Below are 25,184 nucleotides of genomic sequence, written 5' to 3' on the forward strand. Positions count from 1 at the left end.
GCATTATCCATTGGTGGCGGTTCGCTTATCGAAAACGCGCCGCCACGGCCGCCAGGTCCTCCCGCGTATCGATGCCCGCCGGCACATCCTCGACCGCCTTCGCACAGGCAACGGCCCAGCCGGCGGCCAGCGCACGCAACTGTTCGAGCGATTCCAGGCTTTCCAGTTCCGAAGCCGGCAGTGTCCGCCACTGTTCAAGCGCACGCACGCGGTAGGCATAAAGGCCGAGATGGGCCCTGGCAGCGGAGACCGGCCAATCGCCTTCGCGCACGTGCGGAATTGCGCTTCGCGAGAAGTACATCGCCCTGCCCTGGTCATCCGCGACCAGTTTGACCACGTTGGGATTGCGCCATTCGGTCTCGTCGATCATCGGGCGCCAGAGCGTTGCCATCCGGGCTTCGGGCTGTGACTCGAGCAAGGCGGCCACCTGGCGAAGGCAGGCAGAGGGCATCTCCGGTTCGTCACCCTGGAGATTGACGACAATATCGTGGCCGGAAAGACCCAGTCCGGAAGCAGCTTCGGCGAGTCGGTCCGTACCTGATCGATGATCCGGTCGTGTCATGACGACGCTACCGCCGTCGGCGCGCACCAGATCGGCCACTTCCTCGCTGTCGGTGGCCACGTGCACGCTCGCCGCCCCGGCACTGCGAGCCCGGTCGCATACGCGCAGGATCAGGGCGCGACCGGCGACATCGGCCAGCGGCTTTCGCGGCAGGCGCGTGGAGGCCAGGCGAGCCGGAATCAGGATATGGAATTCAGTCATGATGCCCTGAATTCTCGCACATGCGCCACAACGGCTTGGCTCGCTGCTTCCGGCAGCTTTGCCTCGATCGGTAACACCCAGGTCTCGGGCAGATTGCCCAGACGCTCGAGTTTGACCGCGTCCTTTTCGGTCACGATCAGCGGCCCCGGGTAGCTTGAAAGTTCAGCAGCAGAAAACGCGTGGTGGTCCGGGAACGGCCTTGGGCGGAAGCGATAGCCCAGGGCTTCGAGCAGCAAAAAGAAACTGTCCGGATTTCCGATTGCACACACCGCGTCGAATTGCGACTGGAGCGGCGCGGCCGCATTGTCTTCCGGTATACCCAGGCGATAGAGCCGTCCCGGTGCGACGGCAAAGGGTGTGCCGAGACTCGCCGGTTTGCCGTGATGCTTCCCTGCCTCCTTGATGAGTACCTGGTCGACCGATGAGAGTCGCTCGATCGGCTGGCGCAAAGGTCCGGCGGGCAGCAGGCGTTGGTTTCCCAGGCCGCGCAATCCGTCGATCACGCAGATCTCGTAGCTCCTGGGCAGGCGCGAATGCTGCAGCCCATCGTCGGACAGGACCACATCAGCGCCCCCGCTGAGCGCGGCCGAAAGCGCGGCACGACGATCGCGACAGACCCAAACGGCGCAACCCGCCCGTCGCGCCAGGAGAACCGGTTCATCCCCCACGGCTTCAGGATCGCTGGAGGGTGTAACCGCCCGGGGCTCATCGCCGCCCTGCCCGCCGTAGCCGCGGCTGATGACCGCCGGTGCATAGCCCGCGTGCCGGAGCATTTTCGCGAGCGCGGCAACGACCGGCGTCTTGCCACTGCCGCCGACCGTGATATTGCCAACCACGATGACCGGGCGTGACGGTCGCTCTTTGGTCACGCGTCCGCGACGGACAGCAAGGAAGCGGTAGAAGGGAACGAGCGCTCGAAGCCACAAGGGGGGGCGTTGCCGTGAGAACCACAGCCCGGTCAGGTACCCCGCCAGTCGCGCCTTCACTGCCGGTCAGACACCGGCAAGCTGGAGCCGGTGCAGGTAACGGTAAAGGCCGTCGTCACGTTCAAGCAATTCAGCGTGCGAGCCGGACTCGACGACACGCCCGTGATCAAGCACGACCACCTGGTCGGCCATCTGTACAGTAGCCAGGCGGTGCGCGATAACCAGGGTGGTCCGGTCGACCATCAATTCCTCGAGCGCGTCCTGGACGGCTTGCTCGGACTCCGCGTCGAGTGCGGAAGTCGCCTCGTCGAGGATCAGGATGGGTGCGTCCTTGAGTACGGCGCGCGCGATGGCGATGCGCTGGCGCTGGCCGCCCGAGAGCAGCGAACCATCCTCGCCAATCGGGGTGTCCAGGCCGCGCGGCAGGCGTTCGATGAACTCCATGGCGTGGGCTGCCCTGGCGGCTTCCTCCACCTGCGTGCGGCTGGCATCGGCCAGGGCGCCGTAAGCAATATTGCGCCCGATGGTGTCGTTGAACAGGACGACGTCCTGGCTGACCAGGGCGATTCGGTCCCGCAGCGCCGCGAGCTTGAAATCGCGAATATCGACTTCGTCGATGAGAATGCGGCCCGAGGACGGCTGGTAGAACCTCGGGAGCAGCTTGACGATCGTGCTCTTGCCCGAGCCCGAACGCCCCACCAAGGCGGTGACCTTGCCGGCGGGAATATGCAGGTCCAGGTCGACCAGCGCCGAGTCGCTGGCATCGGGGTAGGAAAACGATACGTTCTCGAAGCGGATGTCGCCGCGCACGTTCTCGGGTTCGTAGTGGCCCGTGTCTGTCTCTCCCGGCGTATCAACCACTCGAAAAATGCTGTCGGCCGCGGCAACGCCGCGTTCAATCGTCACATGCATCTTGGTCAGCCGCTTGAGCGGCGGAATGGTGGCGGCCAGCGCCGCCAGCACCGACATGAAGATGCCGGCCGTGACCGTATCGCCCATCAACTCGCTGGCGGCGACGACCAGCAACACCACCAGCGCGACACCGGCGGCCATCTGTACCAGCGACGACGAAAGCAATTGCGTGCCGACCAGGCGCAAGTGCAGTTTTCGGTTGCTCTCGTTGATGCCCTGGAACTTGTCGCGTTCGTGCTGCTGCCCACCGAATACCTTGACGACCTGGTGGCCGTTGACGGCCTCCTCGGTGATGTGGGTGACATCGCCCATCGAGTCCTGGATATTGGTCGAGATGCGGCGGAAGTGACGGCTGATGAAGTAGGCGATCACCGCGATGATCGGCAGCAGCAACAGCAGCGACAGGGTCAGGCGCCAGGACTGGATCAGCATGACGCCGAACAACGCGATAACCGTCATGACGTCGCGCGAGACGCCGATCAGCGCCTTGGTCGCCGCCTCGGCCACCTGCTCGGTGTTGTAGGTCACGCGCGAGATCATCTGTCCGGACGACTCTCGGTCGAAGTAGGCAGCAGGCAGTTCCAGGTAGCGGTCGAAAAGCGCGTTGCGCAGGTCGGCAATCAGCTTTCGCCCGACCCACTGCATGCCGAACTCGCCGCCGAAATTGCCGATGACGCGAAGGACCAGCGACAGGAACACCAGCGCCGGCAGGACATAATTGAAATCCGGTTTGGGATTGGCAATGGTGTCGTCGATCAGCGGCCGCAGCAGGTAGAAGAACAGTCCCTGGCCGGCCGCATCCAGGGCTACCGCAAACAAAGCCAAACCGAAGATCAGCCGGTGCTTGAGCACCATGCCGAGAAGGCGGCGATACACCTGCCCGCCGGTCATGCTGGACGGTGCATTCATTCGGAATCGCCCTCGACCGACGCGATACTGACCCGGCGAATGCCTTCCGCCGCGGCCGAATCGAGCACCATCACCACCAGGCGGTGCGGTGCTTCGGCATCGGCCCGTACGACCAGCACGGCCTCGGGCGTTTCCCCGAATTGTTCGGCGATGGCGGCCTGAACGGTCGCCTGGCGCGCGTCGACCAGTTCCTGGTCCCCCACGAACAGCCGGCCATCATCCGTGACGATGAATTCCACGATCTCGGGCACGGTTTCCGTCTCTGCGGTGCTCGCCTCGGGCAGGTTCAGGCGCAGCATGGCCTGGCGCTCGAATGTGGTCGAGACCATGAAAAAGATCAACAGGAGAAAGACCACGTCGATCAGCGACGTGAGATTGATCTCCGGCTCTTCGTTTTCATCCTGCTGCAGTTTCATGACCGATTGCGTCAGCCGGCAGCCTGCGGGCGCTTGCGCTCGATGGTGTGCAGCAACTCGATGGCCTGCTGCTCCATGTCGACCACGTAGGTGCGGACCAGTCCGCGGAAATACCGGTAGAAGAAGTAACTTGGAATGGCCACGGTGAGGCCCGCGGCCGTGGTGATGAGGGCCTGTGAGATGCCGCCGGCCAGCTCATTGGGGTCGCCCACGCCGTGAAGCATGATGGCCGAGAAGACCTCGATCATGCCAATCACTGTGCCCAGCAACCCCAGTAACGGCGTGATACCGGCAATCGTGCCCAGCGTGTTGAGAAAACGCTCGAGTTCGTGCACCACGTGCCGGCCGGTATCCTCGACCGCGTCCTTGATCACCTCGCGCTCGCGCCGTCGATTGACCAATGCCGCGGCGAGGACACGGCCCAACGCCGACGAGCGCTTGAGCTGCTCGATATGCTGGCGGTCGAGCTCGCGCTGCGCCGCCCATTGCCGGACCCGGTCGAGAACGCCGACAGGCAACACCCGCTTGCGGCGCAGGTTCACGAACCGTTCGATGATGATGGCGGCAGCGATGATGGAGCAAGCCAGAATCGGCACCATCAACCATCCACCCGCGACAACGATTTCGAGCATTTTGGGAGTCTGCTCCGACCTTCAGCATGTCCAGCGCGCATGATAACGGGTTTGCCCGGCATGCGTCGCGTTGGAATCTTGTCGCAAACGACTGGCCGGTGCTTCAGGGGCAGCCCCGACGATGTTTCCAGAAACGCGGACTGGTCGTCGCCATCGACTCGAGCTGTGGCTGCGCTCCGGGCCGGAACCATATGCGTAGCGCACCGCAGCGACCGGTTGTTATCCATTCGATTCCGCTCGAGATCAGGCGTGCACGGGTTTCGGCATGAACCCGACCGAAGCGGTCATGGCGGGCAACGGATGCAACGGCGATGTCCGGGTCGACCGCTGCGAGAAATGCCCGACTGCTGCCTTCGCGATGCCCGCCGCCTGGCAATTGCAGGACGTCGGACGGCGGCCCGCCCCACTCGCTGACCAGACGCGATTCGACATCGTCGTCGATACCGCCCGTCAAGAGCAGGCTGCCGCCCGGGCCGCTGACATGCAGGACACAGGAAGAGTTGCCCCCCAGATCCGGCAGGCCGGAGCTGGGATGCAGGAACTGGAAACGCCAGGCACCGGAGCGCCACCCTTCGCCGGCGACACAAGGCCGGGCGTTGTCGATGCCACTTCCGTGGACGAGCGTGTCTTCATCAACCACCGACGCCAGTCCACCCGAATGGCCGCGATGGTCGTGCGAGACCACGACCCGGTCGACCGGGCCGAGATTCAGCTGCCGCCGCGCATCCGGGAGGATTCCGGAGATCGCGTCGCCGCCTTCACCGTCACCGGGGCCGGTGTCGTAGAGCAGGACTTCATCGGCACTGCGCACGACTACCGCGAGACCGTTACCGACGTCGAGAAACCACACCTCCAGCTCGTCGGGCCCGAGCGAGTCGCGAGCCGGCCACAGAAGGGGCAGAAGTAGCGCCACGCCCAGGGCCCGCGCCGGCCAGCCCGGGGGTGCAATCAACCAGATGACGCCCACCGCGGCTGAAAGCAGCGCCCAGTTCGTCCCGCCCGACAGCGAGAGGTGCGCCACGGACAGTCCGTGCACCCATTCCAGGAATCCCAGAAGCACGCCCAGCCCGCCATCCGCCAGGACGCCCACGGGCGTGGCCGGGAGGCCCGCCAGCATGGTGACCACGTCCAGCAACAGCGCCGGCAACACCAGCAGGCCCATTACGGGAATCGCGACAAGGTTCGCCAGGAATGCGCCGGGGACCAGCTGGCCGAACAGCCCGACATTCAGCGGCAGCAGGCCAATCATCAAAACGGCCTGCGCTCGAATCAGTCCGGACAGCCACTGTCCCGGCCTTGAAGGTCGCCAGGCGAAGGCAAAGAGCAATACGGCCACGGCTGCGAAAGAAAGCCAGAACCCCATCGACAAGGGGGACAGGGGATCGAAGAGGAGTACTGCGAGCAGGGCCAGAATCAGCGCCCGCCCCGGCGCGACGGCGCGACGGCTGAGCAGTGCAATGGCCAGGACTGCCAGCATGACCAGGGCGCGCTGTGTCGGCAGCGTGAATCCGGCCAGGCCCGCATACCCCAGGGCGGCAGCGAACCCGAGCGCAACGCCAATCCTCCTGCGGTCAGCTCGCGCGAAAATCAGGGCCAGCGGCGCGCAGAGCCAGCCTGCAAGGAACCCGGCCAGGCCGGCCACCATGCCGATATGCAAGCCGGAGATCGCCAGTAGATGCGCGGTGCCGGTCTGGCGCAGAAGCTCGGAAAGTTCGGGCCGCATGCTCGAGCGGTCGGCGACACCCAGCGCGCGTTTGAGTGCAGCGACGTCCAGGTCGACCGTTTCCGACTGAGTGATATCCGACAGTCGCTGACGTTGCCGGTCCAGCCAGTGCTTGCCCGGATCGTCGTCGAGCAGCCCGGGCCGGCCGCGCACGCTACCCGCCGCACCGATACGCCTGGACAGCAAGTAGCGCTCATAGTCGAATCCACCCGGGTTATCCCGGCCGGCCGGCGGTGTCAGCCGAAGGTCCATGCGCCATCGGCTGCCCGGCTCCAGCCGGCGAAACGGGCGGTACCAGCGCACGCGGATGCGCTCGGGAACACCCTGCGGACTGGCATCGCTGTCGACACCCAGCGTGAAGTGCACACTCTGCCCGTGGCGCTGCGGCAATTCGGTAATCGTGCCGGACACCGTCACGACCTCGCCGGCACGCGAAGCCGGCCACTGCTGGTCGAGCTGCCACTGGGCACTGCCGGAAAACCACAATCCGCCCAGCACAAAGAGCCCCACCAGACGGGTGGCGCGGAAAGCGCAACAGACACCGGAGATTGCCGCGAGCAACAGCAGGACGCCGAAGCCGGGCAGAAAGGGTAACCAGGACGACAGCAGGCAGCCGCCGACAAACGCCAGTGCCAGACGCCCGCCCCCGCGGCCCATCGGTCAGTCGATGGGCACGAGCTGACCGCCGGTCATCTCCAGGCGCCGGTCCATGCGGCCGGCCAGCTGCGGGTCGTGAGTGACGAGGACGACGCTGGTCCGGAATTCCCGGTTGAGCTCGAGCATCAACTCGTAAACCTGCGTGGCGTTGCGCTCGTCGAGATTGCCGGTCGGTTCATCGCCGAGCACGCAGTCCGGCCTGTTGATCAACGCGCGAGCCACAGCGGCACGCTGCCTTTCACCGCCGGACAGCTCGCCGGGCTTGTGGGTCAGGCGATCGCCCAGACCGACGCGTTCGAGCAGCGCGGTCGCTTCCGCCTCTGCCTCGGTCGCCTTGCGCCCGGCAATCAGCAGCGGCATGGCCACATTTTCGAGCGCGGTGAATTCCGGCAGCAGATGGTGAAACTGGTAGACGAAACCGAGATGGCGGTTCCGGAGGGCCGCGCGGCGGGCCTCGTCGGCTTTGGCCATGTTCTCACCGGCGACCTCCACCGTACCGGCGGTCGGCTTGTCGAGCCCACCGAGGAGATGCAACAGGGTGCTCTTGCCGACCCCGGACGCCCCCAGGATGGCGACCTGTTCACCCCTTCGGATCTCGAGATCAACGCCGGTCAGCACGTTCAGTTCAGTCGGCCCCTGGACGAAAGTCCGGGTCAGGCCCTCGGTGCGAATGATGACATCACTCATGGCGCAGGGCCTCCACCGGTTCGGTTCGGGCGGCCCGCCACGCCGGGTAGATTGTCGACAGCAACGAAAGCACCAGGGCCACCGAGCCGAATTTCACGACGTCCTCCCATCGCAACTCGGAAGGCAGGTCACTGATGTAGTAGACCTCGGCGGAGAGAAAATCGGTGCTCAGGAATTGCTCGAGCGAGGCGACGATCTGCTCGACGTTCAGTGCCAGGAGCACGCCCGCGACGATGCCTGCAAGCGTGCCGATGATGCCGATCAACGATCCCTGGACGATGAAGATGCCCATGATTTTTCTCGGACCCAGCCCCATGGTCTTGAGGATGGCGATGTCGGCCTGCTTGTCGGTAACCACCATCACCAGGGTGGAGATGATGTTGAATGCCGCGACCGCGATAATCAGCGACAGGATGATGAACATCACGGTTTTCTCGGTTCGAACGGCGCGGAAGAAATTGGCGTGCTGCTGCGTCCAGTCGCGAACGCTGTGAGCCCCGCCGAGCTGATCGCTCAATTCCCAGGCGATCGAGCGCGCCTGCATCATGTCGTCGAACTTCAGGCGGATGCCGCCGACCTGGTCGTTCATCCGGAACAGCCGCTGGGCGTCGCGGTAATGGATGACGGCCAGCGCGGTGTCGTACTGCTGTACCCCGGCTTCGAAGATGCCGGCCACCTCGAAGCGCCGAACCTGCGGCACCACGCCGGCCGGGGTCGCCCGGATCTCCGGCGCGAAGATGGTGACGGAATCGCCCTCGCGCACACCCAGTCGTGAGGCCAGGCCGGAGCCAAGCATGACGCGCCACTCCCCGGGCACCAGGGCCGTGACGCCATCATGACGCATCACTTCGTCGATTTCGGAGACGCTGGGCTCGAGGTCGGGATCAATGCCCCGAACCTGGGCGCCGGCCGTTCCCCGCCCCTTGATCAGGGTCTCCTGTTCGACATAGGGCGCGGCGCCGACGACGGACGGATGCTCGCGAACCTGCTCGAGCAATGACTCCCAGTCGGAAAGCCGGCGCTCGTAGCCTTCGATGGTGGCATGCGAAATCATGCCCAGAATGCGTTCTCGGAGCTCTTTTTCGAAGCCGTTCATCACGCTCAGCACGGTGATCAGCACCATCACGCCCAGGGCAATACCGCCCATGGAAATGAGCGAAATGAAAGAGATGAAATGATTGCGCCGCTTGGCGCGGAGATAGCGCAGGCCGACGTAAATGCTCAGGGGTTGATACATTCGCTAGAGGATTCCTGTTTTCAGGCCGAGCGCTGGGCTGAACGAAGTTCGTCAAGCACCGCAGAGAGATCGTCGGGCAGAGCCGCCGAAAAGACTTGCTCCGTCGGCCAGGGCAACTTCAGGCAGTGCGCGTGCAGGAACAGCCGCTTGAGTCCGGGCGGAGCCGGACGCTGATTGTACCGCTCGTCCCCGGCCAGCGGGTGATCGATACTGGCGGCATGGGCCCTGATCTGGTGCGTGCGGCCTGTTTCGATGCGCACCTCGACGTAGCTGTACCCATTGACGCGCTCGAGCAGCTTGAAATGAGTCACGGCCGACTGGCCGTCCGGCGCGGCGATGATCCGACGCTGACCGCTCGCATCACGAATCTTTTTCAGCGGCGCGGTCACGGTCACGCTCTCCTGTGCCAGCTCGCCCTGCATCAACGCCAGGTAATGTTTTTCCACGGCCTGGTTCGCGAAGGACTTTTGCAGCTCGCGCGCGGCGCGGTGATTACGCGCCACGACCAGCAGGCCGCTGGTCGATCGATCGAGACGATGCACCGGCCGATACCCCTCGCCCATTCGTGCGAGCACGTCCATGAGCCCCCACTGGAGACCGCTGCCGCCCTGCACCGCCACGCCGGCAGGCTTGTCGAGGACGATAAAGTCATCATTTTCCTCGATAATGCAGACGCGAATCCGGTCGATCATGCCCTGGGGCACCCGGCGATCCTCGGGCGCCTTCGTCGAGACCGGTGGAATTCGCACCTCGTCGCCTGCCTTGAGCTTCTTCATCGGCTTGGCGCGCCGGCCATTGATCCGGACCTGCCCGGTGCGAACCAGCCGGTAGACCAGGCTGCGGGGTACCGAACCCAGTTCCGACATCAGGAAATTGTCCAGCCGCTGGCCGGAGCGATCGTCGCTGACGGTAACGTGCCGCACGCTGCGCCCCGGGGTACTGTCATTCATCAAGCGCCTGTCTTCCCGCTATCGTCGCTAAACAATCAATGATAAACTATGCGTATCAGGTGCATGCGTGGTCTTGAGCGGTTTTGTAATCGTAGTTGACACCGGACCCGCATGAACCCGATCGCGGATGCTGACACATCTGCCGATACCGACACAAGCGGCATTGGCAAGGCCAGATACGGGTCACGCGGCATTCGCCACTGGAACCATTTGCTCAACTCCCGGCCGGCGAACGCAGACCGGGAGCCGTCCATTCGAGGACAACATCGAATTGCACGACGATCCGGATCGAATCGATCCGGTCGCGGCAGGTGACAATGCGTGCCGCCAATGCCCGATTCACTCGGAGGCAACCGGCGGCCGGAAACGAAGAATATGCGCTCCCGGACCGGCCGATGCAGGTCTCTCCGGATGTGATGCCAGATAATGCAGGCCAGCGCCTCGCGCGGCCGCATGTGAACCAGACTGCGTCGCAGCACTTGCGGCGCCTCGGCGAAGTGCCCGGGCCATATCGCCCGGTGACAATTGATCCAGGCTGGTTTACCCGCCCGACTCCGCGTCACGGAGAAGGGTGAAGTCCGGCATCACCCGCCCGAAGACGGCTGCCCGTGGCGGTCGGGAGCGCCGGAGGAACAACATAATGAAGCGCATGCTGATCAACGCAACTCAACCCGAAGAGTTGCGCGTGGCCATTGCCGATGGCCAGACCCTGCTCGACCTCGATATCGAGGTCCCTGCCCAGGAGCAGAAAAAATCCAATATCTACAAAGGCCGCATCACGCGGGTGGAGCCCAGTCTCGACGCCTGTTTCGTCGAGTTCGGGTCGGAGCGGCATGGTTTCCTGTCGATGAAGGAGATCAGCCGGGAGTATTTCAGCGACACCGCCGTCAAGGCACTGGAATCCGGTGAACGTGTCGAAATCAAGGATGCAGTCCAGGGCGGCCAGGAAGTCATCGTCCAGGTCGACAAGGAAGAGCGAGGCACCAAGGGTGCGGCCCTGACCACCTTTGTCTCACTCGCCGGTCGCTATCTGGTCTTGATGCCGAACAATCCCCGAGCCGGCGGTGTATCCCGCCAGATCACGCGCGACGAGCGCAAGGAATTGCTCGACACGATCAAGGAAATCGAAATTCCCGGCGGCATGGGCTGTATCGTGCGCACGGCCGGCGTGGGGCGCGAGCGCGATGAGTTGCAGTGGGACCTGGACTACCTGCTGAAGCTGTGGAGCGCGATCCAGGAAGCCGCCGGCAGCAAGAAGGCACCGTTCCTGATCTACCAGGAAAGCAACCTCATCATTCGCGCCTTGCGCGACTACCTGCGTGACGATATCGGCGAAATCCTCATCGACGACGAAAAAGTATTCGAGGACGCCCGCGAGTTCATGCAGCAGGTCATGCCGCACAACCTGCGGAAGCTGAAGATTTACCGTGATGATACGCCGCTGTTTTCCCGCTACCAGATCGAAAGCCAGATCGAATCCGCGTTCGCGCGCGAGGTGCGACTGCCATCCGGCGGTGCGGTGGTTATCGATCACACGGAGGCCCTCCTGTCGATCGACATCAACTCGGCGCGCGCAACCAAGGGTGCCGACATCGAGGAAACCGCGCTCCAGACGAACCTGGAAGCGGCCGACGAAATTGCCCGTCAGTTGCGAATCCGCGACCTCGGCGGGCTGATCGTCATCGATTTCATCGACATGATGAGCAAGGACGCCCAGCGGCAAGTCGAGAGTCGCCTGCGTGAAGCCATGCGAATGGACAAGGCGCGCGTGCAGATCGGGCGAATTTCGCGTTTCGGCCTGCTCGAGATGTCGCGCCAGCGCTTGCGACCGTCCCTGGGCGAATCGAGCTATACCACCTGCCCGCGTTGCGACGGCTATGGGGCTATCCGATCGATCGAATCACTCGCGCTTTCGATCATGCGACTGGCCGAAGAAGAGTCCATGAAGGAGCACACATCGCGGGTGATCGTTCAGGCGCCGATCGAAGTGGCGAATTTCCTGCTCAATGAAAAGCGCCAGGCTGCCGAGGAGATCGAGGAACGCACCAAGGTCGGAATCACCATCGTGGCCAACCGCTGGATCGAAACGCCGCGTTTCGAAATCCAGCGCTTGCGCACCAGCGAATCGATCGAAGAGCCCAGTTACGCCCTGCCCAGCGGGGAAGAAGTCGAGACACTGCCCGCTCAGGCCGAAGTGCAGCCCGGGCCGGCACCCCAGCCTGCAGCCGTCAGCGGCATTCAGCGAACGGGACCTGCGCCCACGCCAACCAAAAAGCGCGGCGGCTTCGTTGCCTGGCTGAAGTCCCTGTTCGGCGGATTGCTCGGAGACGACGAAGACCAGCGCAAGGAGCGCAAGCACGACCGGCCGCACCCGCAGAAACACGGTGGCAAGCGCACCGACAAGGCGGTCGGCAGCCAGCATCGTCATCAGGGAAAACCCACTGGGAAAAAGAAGAAATCCCAGTCGCGCGGTAAAAAGAAGAAAACCGGCGGCAAGCCGTCGGACGGCAAGCCGGGTGACCAGAAGCCAGCCGACAACAACAACGCGCCCGACGGCGGCAGCAAGAAGAAAAAGAAGCGTCGTCGTCGTGGCGGCAAGAAGCGTCGTAGTCGTTCGGGTAACAACGATCAGGCCCAGAACCAGGGACAGCCCCGGGATCAGGGCAGCAACTCCGATCAGAAACCGAAGCCTGGCTCGCAATCCGACTCGAAGCCTGATCAGAAGCCTGATCAGAAGCCTGATCAGAAGCCTGATCAGAAGCCGGATCAGAAGCCGGATCAGAAGCCGGATCAGAAGCCGGATCAGAAGCCGGATCAGAAGCCGGACCAGAAGCCTGAGCAGAAGCCTGAGCAGAAGCCTGAGCAGAAGCCTGAGCAGAAGCCTGAGCAGAAGCCTGAGCAGAAGCCCGAGCAGAAGCCTGAGCAGAAGCCCGAGCAGAAGCCCGAGCAGAAGCCCGACTCGAAGGCTGAGTCAAAGCCTGAACGCGGGCCAAAAAAGGAAGACGGTCAGGGCGCTTCAACGACTGGCCAAGGTGACCGTCAGTCGGACAGCCCGGCTGACAACCGGGATGCCAAGCGCAAGGATTCATCAGGCGCTATTCCCGAAGGCGGCGGCATCTACCGTCTCAAGGACAGTGACTGATCGAGCCTGAAGCCACCGTTCGGGGCTGCACCGCAGCCCTGGACATGGCGGATTCAGACTTCCGAAACGAGTCCGTGGCGCAGGGCCATGCGCAGCAATTCGACTTCGCTGCCGACGCCGATCTTGTCGTAAATCCGGTACTTGTAGGTCGCCACCGTCTTGGGGCTGACGTTGAGCACCTCCCCGATGGACTGCATTTTCATGCCCTGCGTCAGCATCAGTGCAATTTCGAGCTCGCGCCCCGTCAATTCCTGGAAGGGCGACTGCGGTGTACCCGGTAGCAGCGAAATCGCAAGTTGCTGCGAGATGTCGGCACCAATGTAGCGCTCGCCCTGCGCGACCTTTTGCACCGCACGCAGCAACTCCCCGGCATCGCAAGCCTTGGTCAGGTAGCCGGACGCGCCGGAATCGAGCAGGCGGGCCGGTAGCGGCGGCTCGCTGTGCGCAGTGAGCACGATCACACGCGTGTCGGGTTGCGCCTTGAGAATCCGTTCGGTGGTCTCGAGCCCGGAGAGCCCCGGAAGGCCCACGTCCATCAGAATCAGGTCGGGCTCAAGCTTGCGCGCAAGCCGTATGGCATCTTCTCCGGTCGATGCCTCCCCGACCACATCCAGGCCGGTCTCCCCGGCAAGAATGTTCTTCAGTCCTGTTCTGACCAGGTCGTGGTCGTCGACAATCAGAATATCCGTCAATTAACTGTCCCCATGTTGCGAACTACCGTCCCCCCGGGAAACTCCTGATTACAGAAGTTTCCATAAATTACACTAACGCAAATTGATGCCTGAGTGAAGAACGTTTCCGCTTGCGCTTCGGGGCATTGTCGGCGAGCTCGAAAACACCAATCGAGGCACACATACACAATGCAGAATTCGGTTAAAAATCATCGACCTCTGCTGGTTGCGTTGACCGGCGGGGTTGCCAGCGGCAAGACGAGCGTTTCGAATCGGCTGGCTGAACTGGGCGCGCCAGTCGTGGATACCGACCTGATCGCGCGCGAGGTCGTAGCCCCCGGGAGCGCCGGTCTGAAGGCGGTCGTGGATGCGTTCGGGCCGGAAATCCTGGACGCATCGGGCGCGCTCGACCGGCCCGCCCTGCGTGAACGCGTTTTCGCCCGACCCGCGCAACGCGAATCCCTGGAAGCCATCCTGCACCCGCTTATCGAACGTGAGTCCCGTCGGCAGATCGATCGGCACCACGACGCTGACTACGTTGTGCTGGTGGTTCCGCTGCTGATCGAATCGGGGCTGTTCAGGGACGCAGACCGCATCGTCGTCGTCGACGTGCCGGAGTCCTTGCAGATCCAGCGACTGCTCGCGCGCGACGGTGTCGACCAGGCCCAGGCGGAAGCCATGCTGTCGGCTCAGGCAAGCCGTTCCGAACGCCTGGCCGTGGCGACGGACGTTATCGACAACAGCGGATCGCTCGACGATCTGGTTCAGGCCACCGACGAACTGCACGAGCGTCTGCTGACGCTCAGTCGTCGTCGCTCGCGCCCGCCTCGAACGCCTTGACCAGATCTGCCTGTTCACCCGCCGGTACAGCTTCGTAGTGCGAAAAAGACATGGTGTAGCGCCCTTCCCCGCCGGTCAGGCTCTTGAGTTCAGTCGGAAACTCCGCCAGCACCGATAGCGGCACGGCGGCCGAGACACTCGTCATGCCGCCACTCAGGCTGTCGGTGCCCTGAATACGTGCTCGCTTGGATGCGAGCGACCCGGTGACATCACCCATGGCGCCGTCAGGAACCGTGACTTCCAGTTCGACTACCGGTTCGAGCACCTGCGGCCCGGCATTGCGAACGGCGTCGAGGAAGGCCTTGCGGCCGGCAATCACGAAAGCCACCTCTTTCGAATCGACGGGATGGTGCTTGCCGTCATAAACCACGGCCTCGATATCCTGTAGCGGAAACCCGGCAATCGCTCCCTCATCGAGCAACTGGCGCACGCCCTTCTCGACTGCAGGGATCAGATTGGAAGGAATGGAACCACCGACGACTTCCGACCGGAACACGAAACCCTCACCGCGACCGAGCGGGCGTACTCGCATGAACACCTCCCCGAACTGACCGGCTCCGCCGGTCTGTTTTTTATGGCGATAGTGTCCTTCCGCCGGCCGGGTGATGGTTTCACGGTAGGCGATACGCGGATTGCGGGTCTCGACGTCCACGTTGTAGCGCTGCTTCATGCGCTCGAGCATCACGCGCAAATGCATCTCGCCCAGACCGCGGACAACGGTCTCGTTGAGTTCCTGGTTGTGCTCGACTACGAAACACGGGTCCTCCTCGGCCAATCGCGTCAGGGCGGAGGCCAGCTTTTGCTCGTTACCGCGGCTGGTCACTTCGACCGCCAGGCCGAACATCGGCTGCGGAAAATCGATCGGTTTCAGGTAGTAGTGATCTTCGTCGTGACTGTCGTGCAGTATTGCGTCGTAATGAATTTCCTCGACCTTGCCCAGGGCGCAGATGTCGCCGGGAACAGCCTCGTCGATCTCGATATGTTCCTTGCCCTGGATGCGGTAGAGATGCGCGGCCTTGATGGGCTTGCGACTTTCGCCGACGTAGAGCTGCGTATCGGGCTTCACTGTGCCCTGGTAGACGCGAAAGATGCTGAGCTTTCCTGCAAACGGGTCGTTGCTGACCTTGAACACGTGGGCCAGTACATGGTCGTCGGGCTTGAGACTGGCCGTAACGCGTTCGCCGTCGGGGCCTTTTCGAAACGGCGGCGGATTTCCTTCCAGTGGACTCGGAAGAAGATGCCGGCACAAACGCAGGAACTCACCGCAGCCGGCCCCCGTCAGTGCCGAAGTAAAGCAGATCGGCACCAGGTGCCCCTGACGCAGCGACTTTTCGAATGCGTCGTGGAGCGCCTGCGGGTCGATTTCCTCGCCATCGAGATAGCGAGACATCAGGTCCTCGTCGACTTCCACGACCTGGTCGACGATTTCGGTGTGGGCCTCGGCCACCGAGGAGATATCGGTGTCGCCATCGCTCTTGAAAAAGCAGTCCCGGACGGTGGCGCTGTTGTCGGTTGGCAGGTTGATGGGGAGGCACTGCGCGCCGAATTCCTCGCGGATATCCATCAACAGTTGCTCGAGATCGGCGCCCTCGGCATCCATTCGGTTGATGACGATGATGCGGCATCGCTTTCGCTGGCGTGCGCGGCGCATCAAGCGCCGGGTCGACATTTCGATACCGGCTGTCGCATTGACGACGATTGCCGCTGTCTCCGCGGCACCCATTGCAGCCAGGGCCTGCCCCCGGAAATCCGGGTCTCCCGGGGTGTCGAGCAGGTTGATGTACGCGCCCTCGAACGAAAGCGAGGCAATGGCCGAGTTCAGCGAGTGCTGGTGTTCCTTCTCGAGTGGATCGGAATCGCAAACGGTCGTGCCGCGCTCGAGCGAGCCGGGTTCACCCAGTACACCCGCCTTGACCAGCAGCATCTCCGCAAGGGATGTCTTGCCCGAACCGCCGTGACCCAGCAGGGCCACGTTTCGTATCGAACCGGTATCGTGCTCCGCCATGCTCGTCTCCTTGAAGCGGCAGCTGTTGCTGCATCCTAATTCAGCAACAAGTCAATCGGCAAATGGTTGGGCAAGGGTTTGCCATTGTCCCGTATTGGAGTGGGTCGGGCATAATGTATGGTCGGCGCCGCCGGTTGCGGTGCGATCCTCGACACGTCAACTGCTGTTTCGCCCGGCCTGCTTCGCAGGCTCTTGCGGCGAGTTACTTTTTTCTCGCGCGAAAAAAGTAACCAAAAGCGCGCTTAAAAGACAGACGGAAACGTCTCAGGATTTTTCCAGCGGAGTGGCTTCACAGAATTACGACTGGGGCTTCGCTTAAGCCCGGCTGAGGCACTTGCTGGCATGCGACGTACGCTTGGCGCGGCCCGCATCAAGCACTACGACTTCGGATGGCGCAATCAAGCATTCAGGCACAGCCCAACCGATGGAGGCTAAGGTGCTGTAACGACCCGGCCCATCGGTGCTAGCCAAAGCCGGGTCAATCGAGGTCGAGCCCATTGGGTGCGGGCAACTCCCGATCTCCGTCGGAAACGCCCTGTTTCTCGACCGAGCGGGAACGAAGATGGAAGCAAAATACTGAAGCCCGCACGTCTCCTTGGTCCTGCGGCGCATCCGCAATCTTTTAAGCGCGCTTTTGATTCCTTTTGCCGCGCAAGGCAAAAGGAATTCGCCGCAAGAGTCTGCGAAGCAGGCCGGGCGAAATCGCTTTTGAAGTGTCGAGACCACCACAGCGCCCGGTGGCGAAAATCTGAACCAGCGCCCCACGGCATGAAACGCCGCAAAAAACAAGAACGGTTCAGAACCGATTCAGCCAAATCCCCATAAGCTAATCCCCGACGCTGTTAACCAGCACATGGCAAGCCCACGGAGGCACTCACGATGAAAGCGAAAGTTCTGATCATGACCGCCGCCCTGGCGGCAAGCGGCCTGGTCCTGGCCGGTGATGGTGCGTATGAGCATGCCCGGGTGGTCGATGTGGAGCCGATTCGTGAAGTCCATCGAACGCCCGTCGATCGCGAGATCTGCCGCGAGGAAACGGTGTATGTGCGCGAGCGTCGCCACTCGCATACCCCGACCGTGTTCGGCGCCATCATTGGCGGCGTTATCGGCAACCAGTTCGGAAGCGGCCGCGGCCGCGACGCCGCCACGGCGGCCGGCGCCTTGCTCGGCGGTTCCATTGGCCATGATGCATCCAGGGCCCGTGAAGGCCATCGCTACCCCGCGACCCGCGAACGCTGCCGGATCGAGCGCGACTGGCGCGAGCGCACGGTCGACAGCGGCTATCGCGTCACCTATGAGTACGGCGGCCGGCTGCATCGAACCACGATGGCGCACCCTCCAGGCGACACCATCCGGGTTCGCGTATCCGTCGATCCCGTCGACTGAAACCTCGGGCAATGAGGGCGGGCCGCCTGGCCCGCCCTTTTGCATTTGCGCCTACTCGAACGGGCCGTAGTCGAGTTCATGCGGCGGCGGATCACCACCCTCCTCCTTGAGGTAATGATCCATCCAGCGCATCAGGCGCAGGCTGTAGTCCCAGCGGCTGGCGGCACGGCTGTTGCCGTGGCCTTCCCCGGGATAGAGCACCAGGCGGGCCGGCGGCGGATCTTCCTGCAGGGTGAGATAGCGATAGAGGATCCGCGACTGGGTCGGGTCGACGCGCGGGTCGGCGTCACCGTGCAGGATCAGGATCGGGGTCTGCGCCCGTTCGACGTAGTAGATCGGGCTTGCCTCTCTGTACAGCGACCAGTCTTCCCAGGGCCAGGTACGGTAGTGGACTTCGTAGAGTTCCTGCGGGATGTCGGAAGTGCCGAGCATGGCGATCTTGTCCGACAGCCCGACATTCATGACAGCCGCGGCAAAGCGTTCGGAATAATAGGTGGCGCCCCAGGCGGTGGCGTAACCGCCATACGAGCCGCCGGTGATACCGACACGCTCGCCGTCGACCCAGCCCTGCTCGATCAGGTGATCGACGCCGTCGACCAGGTCGTCGAATTCCTCCTTGGCGGGACGGCCCTGCGAGCGCAGCGCGAACTCGACGCCACGGCCCGTGCTGCCCCGGTAGTTGGGGTAGAACATGAAATAACCTTCGGCGGCCGCGTGCTGGGCCGGCAGGTTGTAGCTCGTCAGCCAGCCGTTGGAATAATGGCTTTCCGGACCGCCGTGAACACCCAGGATCAGCGGGTAACGTTCACCTTCGACGTAATCCAGCGGCCAGACCAGCAGGCCCTGGATCATGAGACCGTCCCGTGCCTCGTACTCGATGACCTCTTGCCGCGCCAGCTCAATGTCGTCCAGCCCGGGATTGCTCTCGGTCAGGCGCTCGGCGCCACTGCCACCCAGCAAGTGCAGCTCCCGGGGATATTGCGGTGTGGAAGCCGCCACCGCGATGCGCCCGCCGCGGGCCTCGATCGAAGTGGCGATCAACCCCGCCTGGTCCAGCAACGTTTCGGGGTTGCTGCCATCGGCCCCGATTCGACCGACGCGGGCCTCGACCCCTTCGTGACTGACGAAAACAATCTCGTCGCCCGCCCAGTCGATGTCGATGACATGTCCTTCCAGATCGGGCATCAGGTGTACCCATTCGCCGCCATCGCCATCGGTTACCAGCAGTCGACCGGCCCGGGTGTCCTTGATGGTTTCAGTGCCGATCAGGGCCAGGTGGCGGCCGCTGTCGCTCCAGGCGAGATCGGCCAGCTTGCCGGGATTCTCAACCCGGCCGAGTTCCTCTCCGTCGGGGGAGACGATCCGGATTCGCTGGAACATCAGCGTGTCGTCCACGAGCTGGCGCGGCGTGACCCGCAGGGCAAGCCGGTCGCCGGCCGGCGACCAGTCAGCCGCCTGGACGGAGCCGTCGATTTCGATCTGCCGCGGCTCGCCTTCGCCTTCGAGATCGTGAATCCAGAGATGCCGGGGGCGCCACTGCTCCTCGAAAATGATCGCGTCGAAGCCTTCCTCGCGCCGTTCCTGAACGTCTTCCGGCTCGGATTCGGCGGCCACCAGCGCCACCGCGCCACCGTCGGGCGAGAAGCTGTAGTCGACCACACCCTCACCCACGCTCGCCACGCGCTGCGCCTCACCGCCGTCGACCGGGATGCGGTACAGGGCAGGATGCTCGTCATCTCCGCGCTTGTCGATGAAGGTGATGGCCGAGCCATCCGGCGTCCAGCCGATATTGCCAACCGTCACTTCGCCGGTGATGAAACCGCGCTCATTCCCGTCGGCATCGATCAGGTGAAGCTCCTGCCAGGCGGCCCCATCCTCATCTTCCGTAAGGTCACGGGGTACGGCGCGGGTGAAGGCGATTTCACCTCCGTCCGGGCTGAGTGCGACTTCCTGGACCTGCTCGAGTCCGGCGATCTGCTCCAGGCTCATGCCGTCGGCAAGCAGTGGTGGGGCCAAAAACAACAGGGTGAGTAGTACTAGGGGTCTGGTTCGAATCATGTTCCTTCCTGGCTTCGTGGATCCACAACGTGGGAAGATACCAGAGACATCACAACCCGGTGCAGTCACGACTCGGTTACACTTTTGCGCCATGAAGCTTTCGCTGCCGACACTGCTTGCTTTTCTCGTCGCCCTCCCGGCGCTGCCATCCCTTGCCCAGGAAGAAACCGGGGACCGGGACAAGGCGTTCTACCGGGTCGAGGTGATCGTATTCACACACGCCGGCGGCGAGAACGACGCCTGGCCGCTCGAACAGACCGCCGATTACGCCGACAATCTGGACCCCGCCTGGCAGGCGTTCGCCCGCCGTCAGAAACTCGATCGGGCCGAAGACGGGAATGACTCCGCAAGCTCGGATCTCGAGTCGGCACTGAGCGTGGTTGACACCATCGCCAGCCTGGAAAGCGGCGAGCAGACCGTGACAGAAGCCCTGCTCTACCCCGAACCGTGGCTCGCGCTCGAAACGCTTTCCGAACCCATGGAGCAGGCCAGAGCGCGTCTGGAGCGCTCCGGCGCCTATCGCACGCATGCCTGGCTTGCCTGGCATCAACCGTTGGGAGATGGCGCGCGGCCGCAGTCGGTCCGGATTCATGACGATCAGTTGATTGACGTCGACTGGGTCACGCTCTCGGTTACCGGGCAGCTGATGCGCGACGGCGCGTTGGTCAGGAACGTTACGGAGCTGGCACCGGCGTTTCACTATCGGCTTGACGGTTTCATTCGGTTGCGCCAGCGCCAGTTCATGCATGCCGATATCACATTCGACTGGCGTGCACCTGCAACGGTCGGCCCGGCGCCCTTTTCCTTCCCGAACACTGACGCCGATCTTGAAGTCCACCGGCTCGATCAGAGCCGCACGATTCGTCCTGACCGATTCGAGTACTTCGACTCCCAATGGCTTGGTCTGCTGTTACGCGTGACGCCCTACGGGCCCGAACCGTCCGAGGAGGAGCCGGCGGCGATCGATGAGGAGCCTGAATCGCCGTGAGGGACAGGCTTTTTGCCAGCGCTCGCCTGGACGAAATCTACAAGAAGCTGGTCAACGAAGAAGACGCCCGCGTTTGCAAGGACATCGACGAGGATGCCTGTCGCGTCGTCCCCGGCAACTTCTTCCTGCAGGTCGTCACCCAGTTCTTTACCAAACTGGGCGACTCGATCGCCAACCCCAAGACCATCCTGGCCTGGCTACTGGCCGCCCTGTCTGCACCGGGTGTTTTCACCGCTTTCCTGGTGCCCGTTCGCGAGTCGGGTTCACTGATTCCGCAATTGGTCATCGCCAGCTTTGTACGGCGACAGGCCGTTCGCAAGTGGACCTTCGTGATCGGCAGTATCCTGCAGGCCCTGGCCGTGTTGGGCATGGCCGCGGTCGCCGTGACGCTGACCGGAACAGCTGCCGGCTTCGGCCTGCTATCCGCCCTGGTGCTGTTCAGCCTTTCGCGGGGGCTGTGCTCGGTCGCATCCAAGGATGTACTGGGCAAGACCGTTCCCAAGACCCGGCGCGGCCGGGTCAACGGCTGGTCGCAGTCGCTGGCCGGTGCGATCACGATCGGCGTGGGCATCATGCTGCTGTTCGACGGCGGTGAAGGCGGCGAAAAGAACGTCTACCTGCTGCTTCTGGTGATTGCGGCCGGACTCTGGTTCGTCGCTTCGGTCTCCTACGCCCTGATCCGGGAATTTCCCGGCGCCACCGAAGGCGGCGGCAACGCATTGACCGAGGCTTTCAAACGCCTGGGCCTGTTGCGGACCGATCCGCATTTCCGGCGTTTCGTCATCGCCCGCTCCCTGCTACTGTGCTCGTCGCTCAGCGCGCCTTTTTTCATCATGCTCGCGCACGAGCGCACCGAGGGGGCGCTCGTGGTGCTGGGGCTGTTCGTGATCGCCGACGGCTTTGCCAGCCTGGTGTCCGCCCCCTTCTGGGGACGCTTCGCCGACATATCGAGTCGACGGGTGATGGTGCTGGCAGGCTCCTGCGCCGCTCTGGTGGGGATCTTGCTGGTCGGCACAGTCCTCGGCCTGCCGGCCCTTGCCGGCACTGCATGGCTCTACCCGCTGTTCTTCTTCCTGCTGGCGATCGCCCACGCGGGCGTTCGGCTGGGCCGCAAGACCTACATCGTGGACCTGGCCGGCGGCAACAAGCGCACCGATTACGTGGCCGTGAGCAACACTGTCATCGGCGTCGTGCTCTTGCTCACCGGCAGCGTCGGCGCGCTGACTACCGTCATGCCGACCACCGGCATCATCCTGATCCTCGCCGCCATGGGCCTCGCCGGCGCCTTCCTAAGCAGCCGCCTGCCCGAAACCCAGCAGTAGAGACTCACCCGGGCGGCCAATTCATCTGGCGGCCGCCGAGCAGGTGCAGGTGGATGTGATAGACCGATTGCCCACCCTTCTCATTGCAGTTGAACACCAGGCGATAGCCGTCTTCCGCCAGGCCCTCGTCGGCCGCCAGCTGCTTTGCCGCCAGCGTCATCCGCCCGACCAGGGCGGCATCGTCGGCTTCCAGGTCGTTGAGGGTGGGAATACGGCGTTTGGGCACGATCAGAATATGCACCGGGGCCTGCGGGTCGATGTCGCGAAAGGCGAGGATTTCCTCGTCTTCGTAAACGATATCGGCGGGGATCTCCCGCTCGATGATTTTCATGAACAGATCGTCCGACATGGGCTTGCCTCCTCGGGTCAGGTCGGGTCAGGAATGTTCGACTGGTCAACGGCGGCAATGACCTTTTCCGCCGCGGAATCGGGGCTCGGCAGATGCTCGGGCGAATCCGACGGCCAGGCCGCGACGCGCAAACGGCTGTAGAAGGGCCCGGGATCGACCTCGATCACGCGTGGGCCGCTGCGGGCACGTTCGGCCTGAAGGATCCTGACCATCTGCCGCCGCCCGGCCTGGGACACGCCGTAGGCGCCCCACCCGCCCGGGTTCTCCAGGCAATACTCGTCACCGACGAACACGATCGTCGATGCATCCGACATCAGGGGTGCAAGCACGGCGCTGAGCATGTACGGCGCGGTCAGGGAAGTCTGGACGGTTTCCAGCCATTCCCCCGGCTGTTGCTGGAGCATCGGTCGCAGGGCCTGGAAGGTCGCCGCGTTGTGGACCAGCACGTCGAGGCGTCCGAACTCGGCCTCCACCACTTCGGCGAGGCGTTGATAGTCTTCCGGCCCGGCGCCGGCCAGGTCCATTGGCATCAGGGCTGGCGCCCGGCCCTTGTGGTCCTGCAGACCGTCGTGAAGGGCGTCGAGCGCCCTCGAATCTCGATCGAGCGCGATGCAATCGCCGCCGTCGGTCATGACCTGTCGAATCAGGGCACTACCGAGGGCGCCGGCGGCACCGGTGATCAGCCAGACCGCTTGCTTGGATTCGTTCATTCGCTTGTTTCCGATGGCGGGTCGTCGCAGGCGCAGCATTGTCGCAGATTCGCTGTGCGGCCGGGTGGGCTCCTTCGCGATACAATGACCCCATGCCGTTCTACGAATACGTCAGCATCGATCGAGACGCCGGTTGCGACTACTGCGGTGAACCCGTCACGATCCTGCAGAAGATCGACGATCCGCCGATGGAAAAATGTCCTTACTGCGGACAGGCCGTTCGGCGGGTGATCTCCGCGCCCAACCTGGCCGGACAGAATTCGCGTGCGCCATCGACCGGCGAAGTCGAAAAGGCCGGCTTCACTCAATACCGCAAGATCGGCAAGGGCGTCTACGAGAAATCGGCCGGCAAGGGCCCGGACATCATCAGTTCTGACTGAGCCCAACCTGTCGGTGGAGTCGTCGGGCCGTTCGCCAGGCACGCCAGACATTGCCGGGATGCCCGGTTTGTACGCGCCGGTCGAGAATGCGTCGTGGATGGCGCGCCAGGGCCTGCGCCAGGCGCCGGTCAAGCGCGTGTGCAATCATCAGGTGGCGCTGCCGCCAGCAGCGCTCGGCCGGCAGAGTCTCCAGGACGGAGTCGACCCGCCGCTCCCCATCGGCGAGCCAGGCCCGCACCATGCCGTCCCAGCCACGGCCCGGCGAGTCGTCCAGCACGTCCCGGCGCGCGAGCTGATACTCGGCCTGCAGGTCCAGCGGTACCAGCCAGCGATTGGCGCGCGCGTCGATCCCGAGATCCCGCACCAGCCTGACCAGGTACGCGTAAGCGCCCATGGCGAACCAGTCATCAACGCCCTCGCCTTCGGGATCGATCAGTTCCGCCTCGAGCCCGGTCGCCGGCCCGCCCAGGGCCATGCAGTGCCGCCAGGCGTCTTCGCTGCGTTCGAATCGCGGGCTCTCGAAGGTCTCCATGACGGTGGCGATCAGGCCATCGAACCGTTCCGGGACAAGCCGGTCGGCCGCACCGCTGGCCACCAGGGCCTCGATCGCGGGATGGGCCGCCCGATCACGCAGGGCATCCCGCCACCAGGCAAGCTTCTGGCGGCCGATATCGGGTTCGCTGACCGTGTCCGGAACCGCGGCGATCTCGGAAATGACCGTCCGCAGGGCGACGATGCCATCCTGCCACTTCTGTGGCGCGAACAGCAGCGATGCGGCCAGCGGGCTGCCGCGACCGAGCATGCGCGTCCGGCACCAATCAAGCGCGTCCGCCATCAGCCCTTCTCCACTGGTTGAAGCCATTCGAGCAGTTCCTGCGGACGGGCGATCACGGCATCGGCATGCCAGTCTTCAGGGCGCTCGTCTACCGGGACATAGCCCCAGCCGGCTACCACCGTGCGAACGCCGGCCGAAGTACCGGCGAGGACATCGCGTCGATCGTCACCCACGAACATCGTTCGTTGCGGCTGCACGCCCAGGGTCCGGCAGGCCGACAGAACCCCTTCAGGATCCGGTTTGGGGCGAGCAACCCTGTCACCGGTGATCAGGCAGCCGAAATGGCCGGCCCAGCCGGCGCGTTCGAGTACCGGCTCGGCAAAACGGCTGATCTTGTTGGTCACGATGCCCAGGGGAACGCCCAGCTTCTTCAGCCGGTCGAGCAAGGCCTCGACACCCTCGAAAGGAACAGAGCGCACCCAGCAGTGCTCGGCATAGAAATCGAGCAGCCTGTCGCGGGCACGGTCGCGCTCGGCCTCGGTCGAATCGTTCCATCCGGGCAGACCCGCGGCGAGAATGCCGGCCGCGCCCCGTGAGACCTGCTCGCGCAGCCGGGCGTGATCGCTCGGCGGCAGGCCAAAACCCGCCCGCACGAAATCCAGCGCCGCCAGAAGATCGGGCGCGGAATCGACCAGGGTGCCGTCCAGATCGAACAGGACGGCCTCGGGAAACGCGGCCGAGGGCAT

At 63.8% G+C, this 25,184-nt stretch carries 22 protein-coding genes; 6 read left to right on the forward strand and 16 right to left on the reverse strand.

All coding sequences use genetic code 11. The features are described 5' to 3' along the window. Positions 1-25: 25 nt before the first annotated feature. The 9 genes from kdsB to ACDC66_RS07180 all read right to left on the reverse strand — a co-directional run bounded on the left by kdsB (position 26) and on the right by ACDC66_RS07180 (position 9,812). Positions 26-763: a 3-deoxy-manno-octulosonate cytidylyltransferase gene (gene kdsB, locus ACDC66_RS07140; RefSeq protein ID WP_376696003.1), complete on the reverse strand. Its 738-nt coding sequence runs from the start codon at positions 761-763 to the stop codon at positions 26-28. Then, complete coding sequence (gene lpxK / locus ACDC66_RS07145) at positions 760-1,749, reverse strand: tetraacyldisaccharide 4'-kinase (RefSeq protein ID WP_376696004.1); 990 nt, start codon at positions 1,747-1,749, stop codon at positions 760-762. Before lpxK ends, kdsB begins: the two co-directional genes overlap by 4 nt. 6 nt (positions 1,750-1,755) lie before the next feature. Next, a complete protein-coding gene (msbA, locus tag ACDC66_RS07150) occupies positions 1,756-3,510 on the reverse strand; it encodes a lipid A export permease/ATP-binding protein MsbA (protein ID WP_376696005.1) in 1,755 nt (584 codons plus the stop codon). After that, on the reverse strand, positions 3,507-3,926 hold the full coding sequence (locus ACDC66_RS07155) for an ExbD/TolR family protein (protein ID WP_376696006.1): 420 nt from the start codon (positions 3,924-3,926) through the stop codon (positions 3,507-3,509). Before ACDC66_RS07155 ends, msbA begins: the two co-directional genes overlap by 4 nt. An 11-nt stretch (positions 3,927-3,937) precedes the next feature. Beyond that, positions 3,938-4,558, reverse strand: a complete 621-nt coding sequence (locus ACDC66_RS07160; RefSeq protein ID WP_376696008.1) for a MotA/TolQ/ExbB proton channel family protein — start codon at positions 4,556-4,558, stop codon at positions 3,938-3,940. Between the two features lie 103 nt (positions 4,559-4,661). Continuing rightward, positions 4,662-6,938 (reverse strand): DNA internalization-related competence protein ComEC/Rec2, encoded by a 2,277-nt coding sequence (locus tag ACDC66_RS07165; protein WP_376696009.1) that lies wholly within the window; start codon positions 6,936-6,938, stop codon positions 4,662-4,664. 3 nt (positions 6,939-6,941) lie between these two features. Then, positions 6,942-7,625 carry a lipoprotein-releasing ABC transporter ATP-binding protein LolD gene (lolD, locus tag ACDC66_RS07170; protein WP_376696010.1) on the reverse strand — a complete coding sequence of 228 codons (684 nt, stop codon included), beginning with the start codon at positions 7,623-7,625 and terminating at the stop codon, positions 6,942-6,944. Next, positions 7,618-8,862, reverse strand: a complete 1,245-nt coding sequence (locus tag ACDC66_RS07175; protein ID WP_376696011.1) for a lipoprotein-releasing ABC transporter permease subunit — start codon at positions 8,860-8,862, stop codon at positions 7,618-7,620. The genes lolD and ACDC66_RS07175 overlap by 8 nt, the downstream gene beginning before the upstream one ends. Before the next feature lie 20 nt (positions 8,863-8,882). Beyond that, complete coding sequence (locus tag ACDC66_RS07180) at positions 8,883-9,812, reverse strand: RluA family pseudouridine synthase (RefSeq protein ID WP_376696012.1); 930 nt, start codon at positions 9,810-9,812, stop codon at positions 8,883-8,885. A gap of 640 nt (positions 9,813-10,452) precedes the next feature. Here ACDC66_RS07180 and ACDC66_RS07185 point away from each other — a divergent pair. Next, complete coding sequence (locus ACDC66_RS07185) at positions 10,453-12,954, forward strand: Rne/Rng family ribonuclease (RefSeq protein ID WP_376696013.1); 2,502 nt, start codon at positions 10,453-10,455, stop codon at positions 12,952-12,954. A 53-nt stretch (positions 12,955-13,007) separates the two neighbouring features. On the opposite strand, the gene ACDC66_RS07190 is transcribed toward ACDC66_RS07185, so the two are convergent. Next, complete coding sequence (locus tag ACDC66_RS07190) at positions 13,008-13,646, reverse strand: response regulator (RefSeq protein ID WP_376696014.1); 639 nt, start codon at positions 13,644-13,646, stop codon at positions 13,008-13,010. A gap of 168 nt (positions 13,647-13,814) precedes the next feature. Here ACDC66_RS07190 and coaE point away from each other — a divergent pair, with 168 nt between their 5' ends. Further along, positions 13,815-14,465, forward strand: a complete 651-nt coding sequence (gene coaE / locus ACDC66_RS07195) for a dephospho-CoA kinase (protein ID WP_376696015.1) — start codon at positions 13,815-13,817, stop codon at positions 14,463-14,465. Here the strand turns inward: coaE and fusA are convergent. After that, the gene (gene fusA, locus ACDC66_RS07200; protein WP_376696016.1) at positions 14,428-16,470 is read right to left on the reverse strand and encodes an elongation factor G; all 2,043 of its coding nucleotides are present in this window, start codon (positions 16,468-16,470) and stop codon (positions 14,428-14,430) included. The two genes, coaE and fusA, sit on opposite strands and share 38 nt — an antisense overlap. A gap of 879 nt (positions 16,471-17,349) precedes the next feature. Between fusA and ACDC66_RS07205 the strand changes: the two genes are divergently transcribed. Next, positions 17,350-17,856 carry a glycine zipper 2TM domain-containing protein gene (locus ACDC66_RS07205; RefSeq protein ID WP_376696017.1) on the forward strand — a complete coding sequence of 169 codons (507 nt, stop codon included), beginning with the start codon at positions 17,350-17,352 and terminating at the stop codon, positions 17,854-17,856. Between the two features lie 51 nt (positions 17,857-17,907). Here the strand turns inward: ACDC66_RS07205 and ACDC66_RS07210 are convergent, their stop codons facing one another. Continuing rightward, complete coding sequence (locus tag ACDC66_RS07210; protein WP_376696018.1) at positions 17,908-19,914, reverse strand: S9 family peptidase; 2,007 nt, start codon at positions 19,912-19,914, stop codon at positions 17,908-17,910. Positions 19,915-20,005: 91 nt separating this feature from the next. Here ACDC66_RS07210 and ACDC66_RS07215 point away from each other — a divergent pair, with 91 nt between their 5' ends. After that, positions 20,006-20,902 carry a CsiV family protein gene (locus tag ACDC66_RS07215; RefSeq protein ID WP_376696019.1) on the forward strand — a complete coding sequence of 299 codons (897 nt, stop codon included), beginning with the start codon at positions 20,006-20,008 and terminating at the stop codon, positions 20,900-20,902. Then, entirely contained in the window at positions 20,899-22,224 is a 1,326-nt protein-coding gene (locus ACDC66_RS07220) for an MFS transporter (protein WP_376696020.1), read from the forward strand. The genes ACDC66_RS07215 and ACDC66_RS07220 overlap by 4 nt, the downstream gene beginning before the upstream one ends. A 4-nt stretch (positions 22,225-22,228) precedes the next feature. Here the strand turns inward: ACDC66_RS07220 and ACDC66_RS07225 are convergent, their stop codons facing one another. Both ACDC66_RS07225 and ACDC66_RS07230 read right to left on the reverse strand, forming a co-directional pair. Then, positions 22,229-22,573, reverse strand: a complete 345-nt coding sequence (locus ACDC66_RS07225) for a histidine triad nucleotide-binding protein (RefSeq protein ID WP_376696021.1) — start codon at positions 22,571-22,573, stop codon at positions 22,229-22,231. Between the two features lie 17 nt (positions 22,574-22,590). Beyond that, complete coding sequence (locus ACDC66_RS07230) at positions 22,591-23,283, reverse strand: SDR family NAD(P)-dependent oxidoreductase (RefSeq protein WP_376696022.1); 693 nt, start codon at positions 23,281-23,283, stop codon at positions 22,591-22,593. 92 nt (positions 23,284-23,375) lie between these two features. On the opposite strand from ACDC66_RS07230, the gene ACDC66_RS07235 reads away from it, so the two are divergent. After that, entirely contained in the window at positions 23,376-23,663 is a 288-nt protein-coding gene (locus ACDC66_RS07235; protein ID WP_376696023.1) for an FmdB family zinc ribbon protein, read from the forward strand. Here ACDC66_RS07235 and ACDC66_RS07240 read toward each other — a convergent pair. Beyond that, a complete protein-coding gene (locus ACDC66_RS07240; RefSeq protein ID WP_376696024.1) occupies positions 23,650-24,525 on the reverse strand; it encodes a squalene/phytoene synthase family protein in 876 nt (291 codons plus the stop codon). The genes ACDC66_RS07235 and ACDC66_RS07240 overlap by 14 nt on opposite strands. After that, positions 24,498-25,184 (reverse strand): HAD family hydrolase, encoded by a 687-nt coding sequence (locus ACDC66_RS07245; RefSeq protein WP_376696025.1) that lies wholly within the window; start codon positions 25,182-25,184, stop codon positions 24,498-24,500. Before ACDC66_RS07245 ends, ACDC66_RS07240 begins: the two co-directional genes overlap by 28 nt.

This window comes from Wenzhouxiangella psychrophila, from assembly GCF_042310375.1.
Taxonomy (GTDB): Bacteria; Pseudomonadota; Gammaproteobacteria; order Xanthomonadales; family Wenzhouxiangellaceae; genus Wenzhouxiangella.

What these genes read in the sequence shown, in the direction of transcription:
- ACDC66_RS07230 (WP_376696022.1), bottom strand. Translation starts at nt 23,283, where the DNA reads ATGAACGAATCCAAGCAAGCGGTCTGGCTGATCACCGGTGCCGCCGGC.
- ACDC66_RS07215 (WP_376696019.1), top strand. Translation starts at nt 20,006, where the DNA reads ATGAAGCTTTCGCTGCCGACACTGCTTGCTTTTCTCGTCGCCCTCCCG.
- msbA (WP_376696005.1), bottom strand. Translation starts at nt 3,510, where the DNA reads ATGAATGCACCGTCCAGCATGACCGGCGGGCAGGTGTATCGCCGCCTT.
- fusA (WP_376696016.1), bottom strand. Translation starts at nt 16,470, where the DNA reads ATGGCGGAGCACGATACCGGTTCGATACGAAACGTGGCCCTGCTGGGT.
- ACDC66_RS07175 (WP_376696011.1), bottom strand. Translation starts at nt 8,862, where the DNA reads ATGTATCAACCCCTGAGCATTTACGTCGGCCTGCGCTATCTCCGCGCC.
- lolD (WP_376696010.1), bottom strand. Translation starts at nt 7,625, where the DNA reads ATGAGTGATGTCATCATTCGCACCGAGGGCCTGACCCGGACTTTCGTC.
- ACDC66_RS07165 (WP_376696009.1), bottom strand. Translation starts at nt 6,938, where the DNA reads ATGGGCCGCGGGGGCGGGCGTCTGGCACTGGCGTTTGTCGGCGGCTGC.
- ACDC66_RS07180 (WP_376696012.1), bottom strand. Translation starts at nt 9,812, where the DNA reads ATGAATGACAGTACCCCGGGGCGCAGCGTGCGGCACGTTACCGTCAGC.
- ACDC66_RS07205 (WP_376696017.1), top strand. Translation starts at nt 17,350, where the DNA reads ATGAAAGCGAAAGTTCTGATCATGACCGCCGCCCTGGCGGCAAGCGGC.
- ACDC66_RS07210 (WP_376696018.1), bottom strand. Translation starts at nt 19,914, where the DNA reads ATGATTCGAACCAGACCCCTAGTACTACTCACCCTGTTGTTTTTGGCC.
- ACDC66_RS07235 (WP_376696023.1), top strand. Translation starts at nt 23,376, where the DNA reads ATGCCGTTCTACGAATACGTCAGCATCGATCGAGACGCCGGTTGCGAC.
- kdsB (WP_376696003.1), bottom strand. Translation starts at nt 763, where the DNA reads ATGACTGAATTCCATATCCTGATTCCGGCTCGCCTGGCCTCCACGCGC.
- ACDC66_RS07185 (WP_376696013.1), top strand. Translation starts at nt 10,453, where the DNA reads ATGAAGCGCATGCTGATCAACGCAACTCAACCCGAAGAGTTGCGCGTG.
- ACDC66_RS07240 (WP_376696024.1), bottom strand. Translation starts at nt 24,525, where the DNA reads ATGGCTTCAACCAGTGGAGAAGGGCTGATGGCGGACGCGCTTGATTGG.
- ACDC66_RS07225 (WP_376696021.1), bottom strand. Translation starts at nt 22,573, where the DNA reads ATGTCGGACGATCTGTTCATGAAAATCATCGAGCGGGAGATCCCCGCC.
- ACDC66_RS07155 (WP_376696006.1), bottom strand. Translation starts at nt 3,926, where the DNA reads ATGAAACTGCAGCAGGATGAAAACGAAGAGCCGGAGATCAATCTCACG.
- ACDC66_RS07160 (WP_376696008.1), bottom strand. Translation starts at nt 4,558, where the DNA reads ATGCTCGAAATCGTTGTCGCGGGTGGATGGTTGATGGTGCCGATTCTG.
- ACDC66_RS07245 (WP_376696025.1), bottom strand. Translation starts at nt 25,184, where the DNA reads ATGCCCTCGGCCGCGTTTCCCGAGGCCGTCCTGTTCGATCTGGACGGC.
- coaE (WP_376696015.1), top strand. Translation starts at nt 13,815, where the DNA reads ATGCAGAATTCGGTTAAAAATCATCGACCTCTGCTGGTTGCGTTGACC.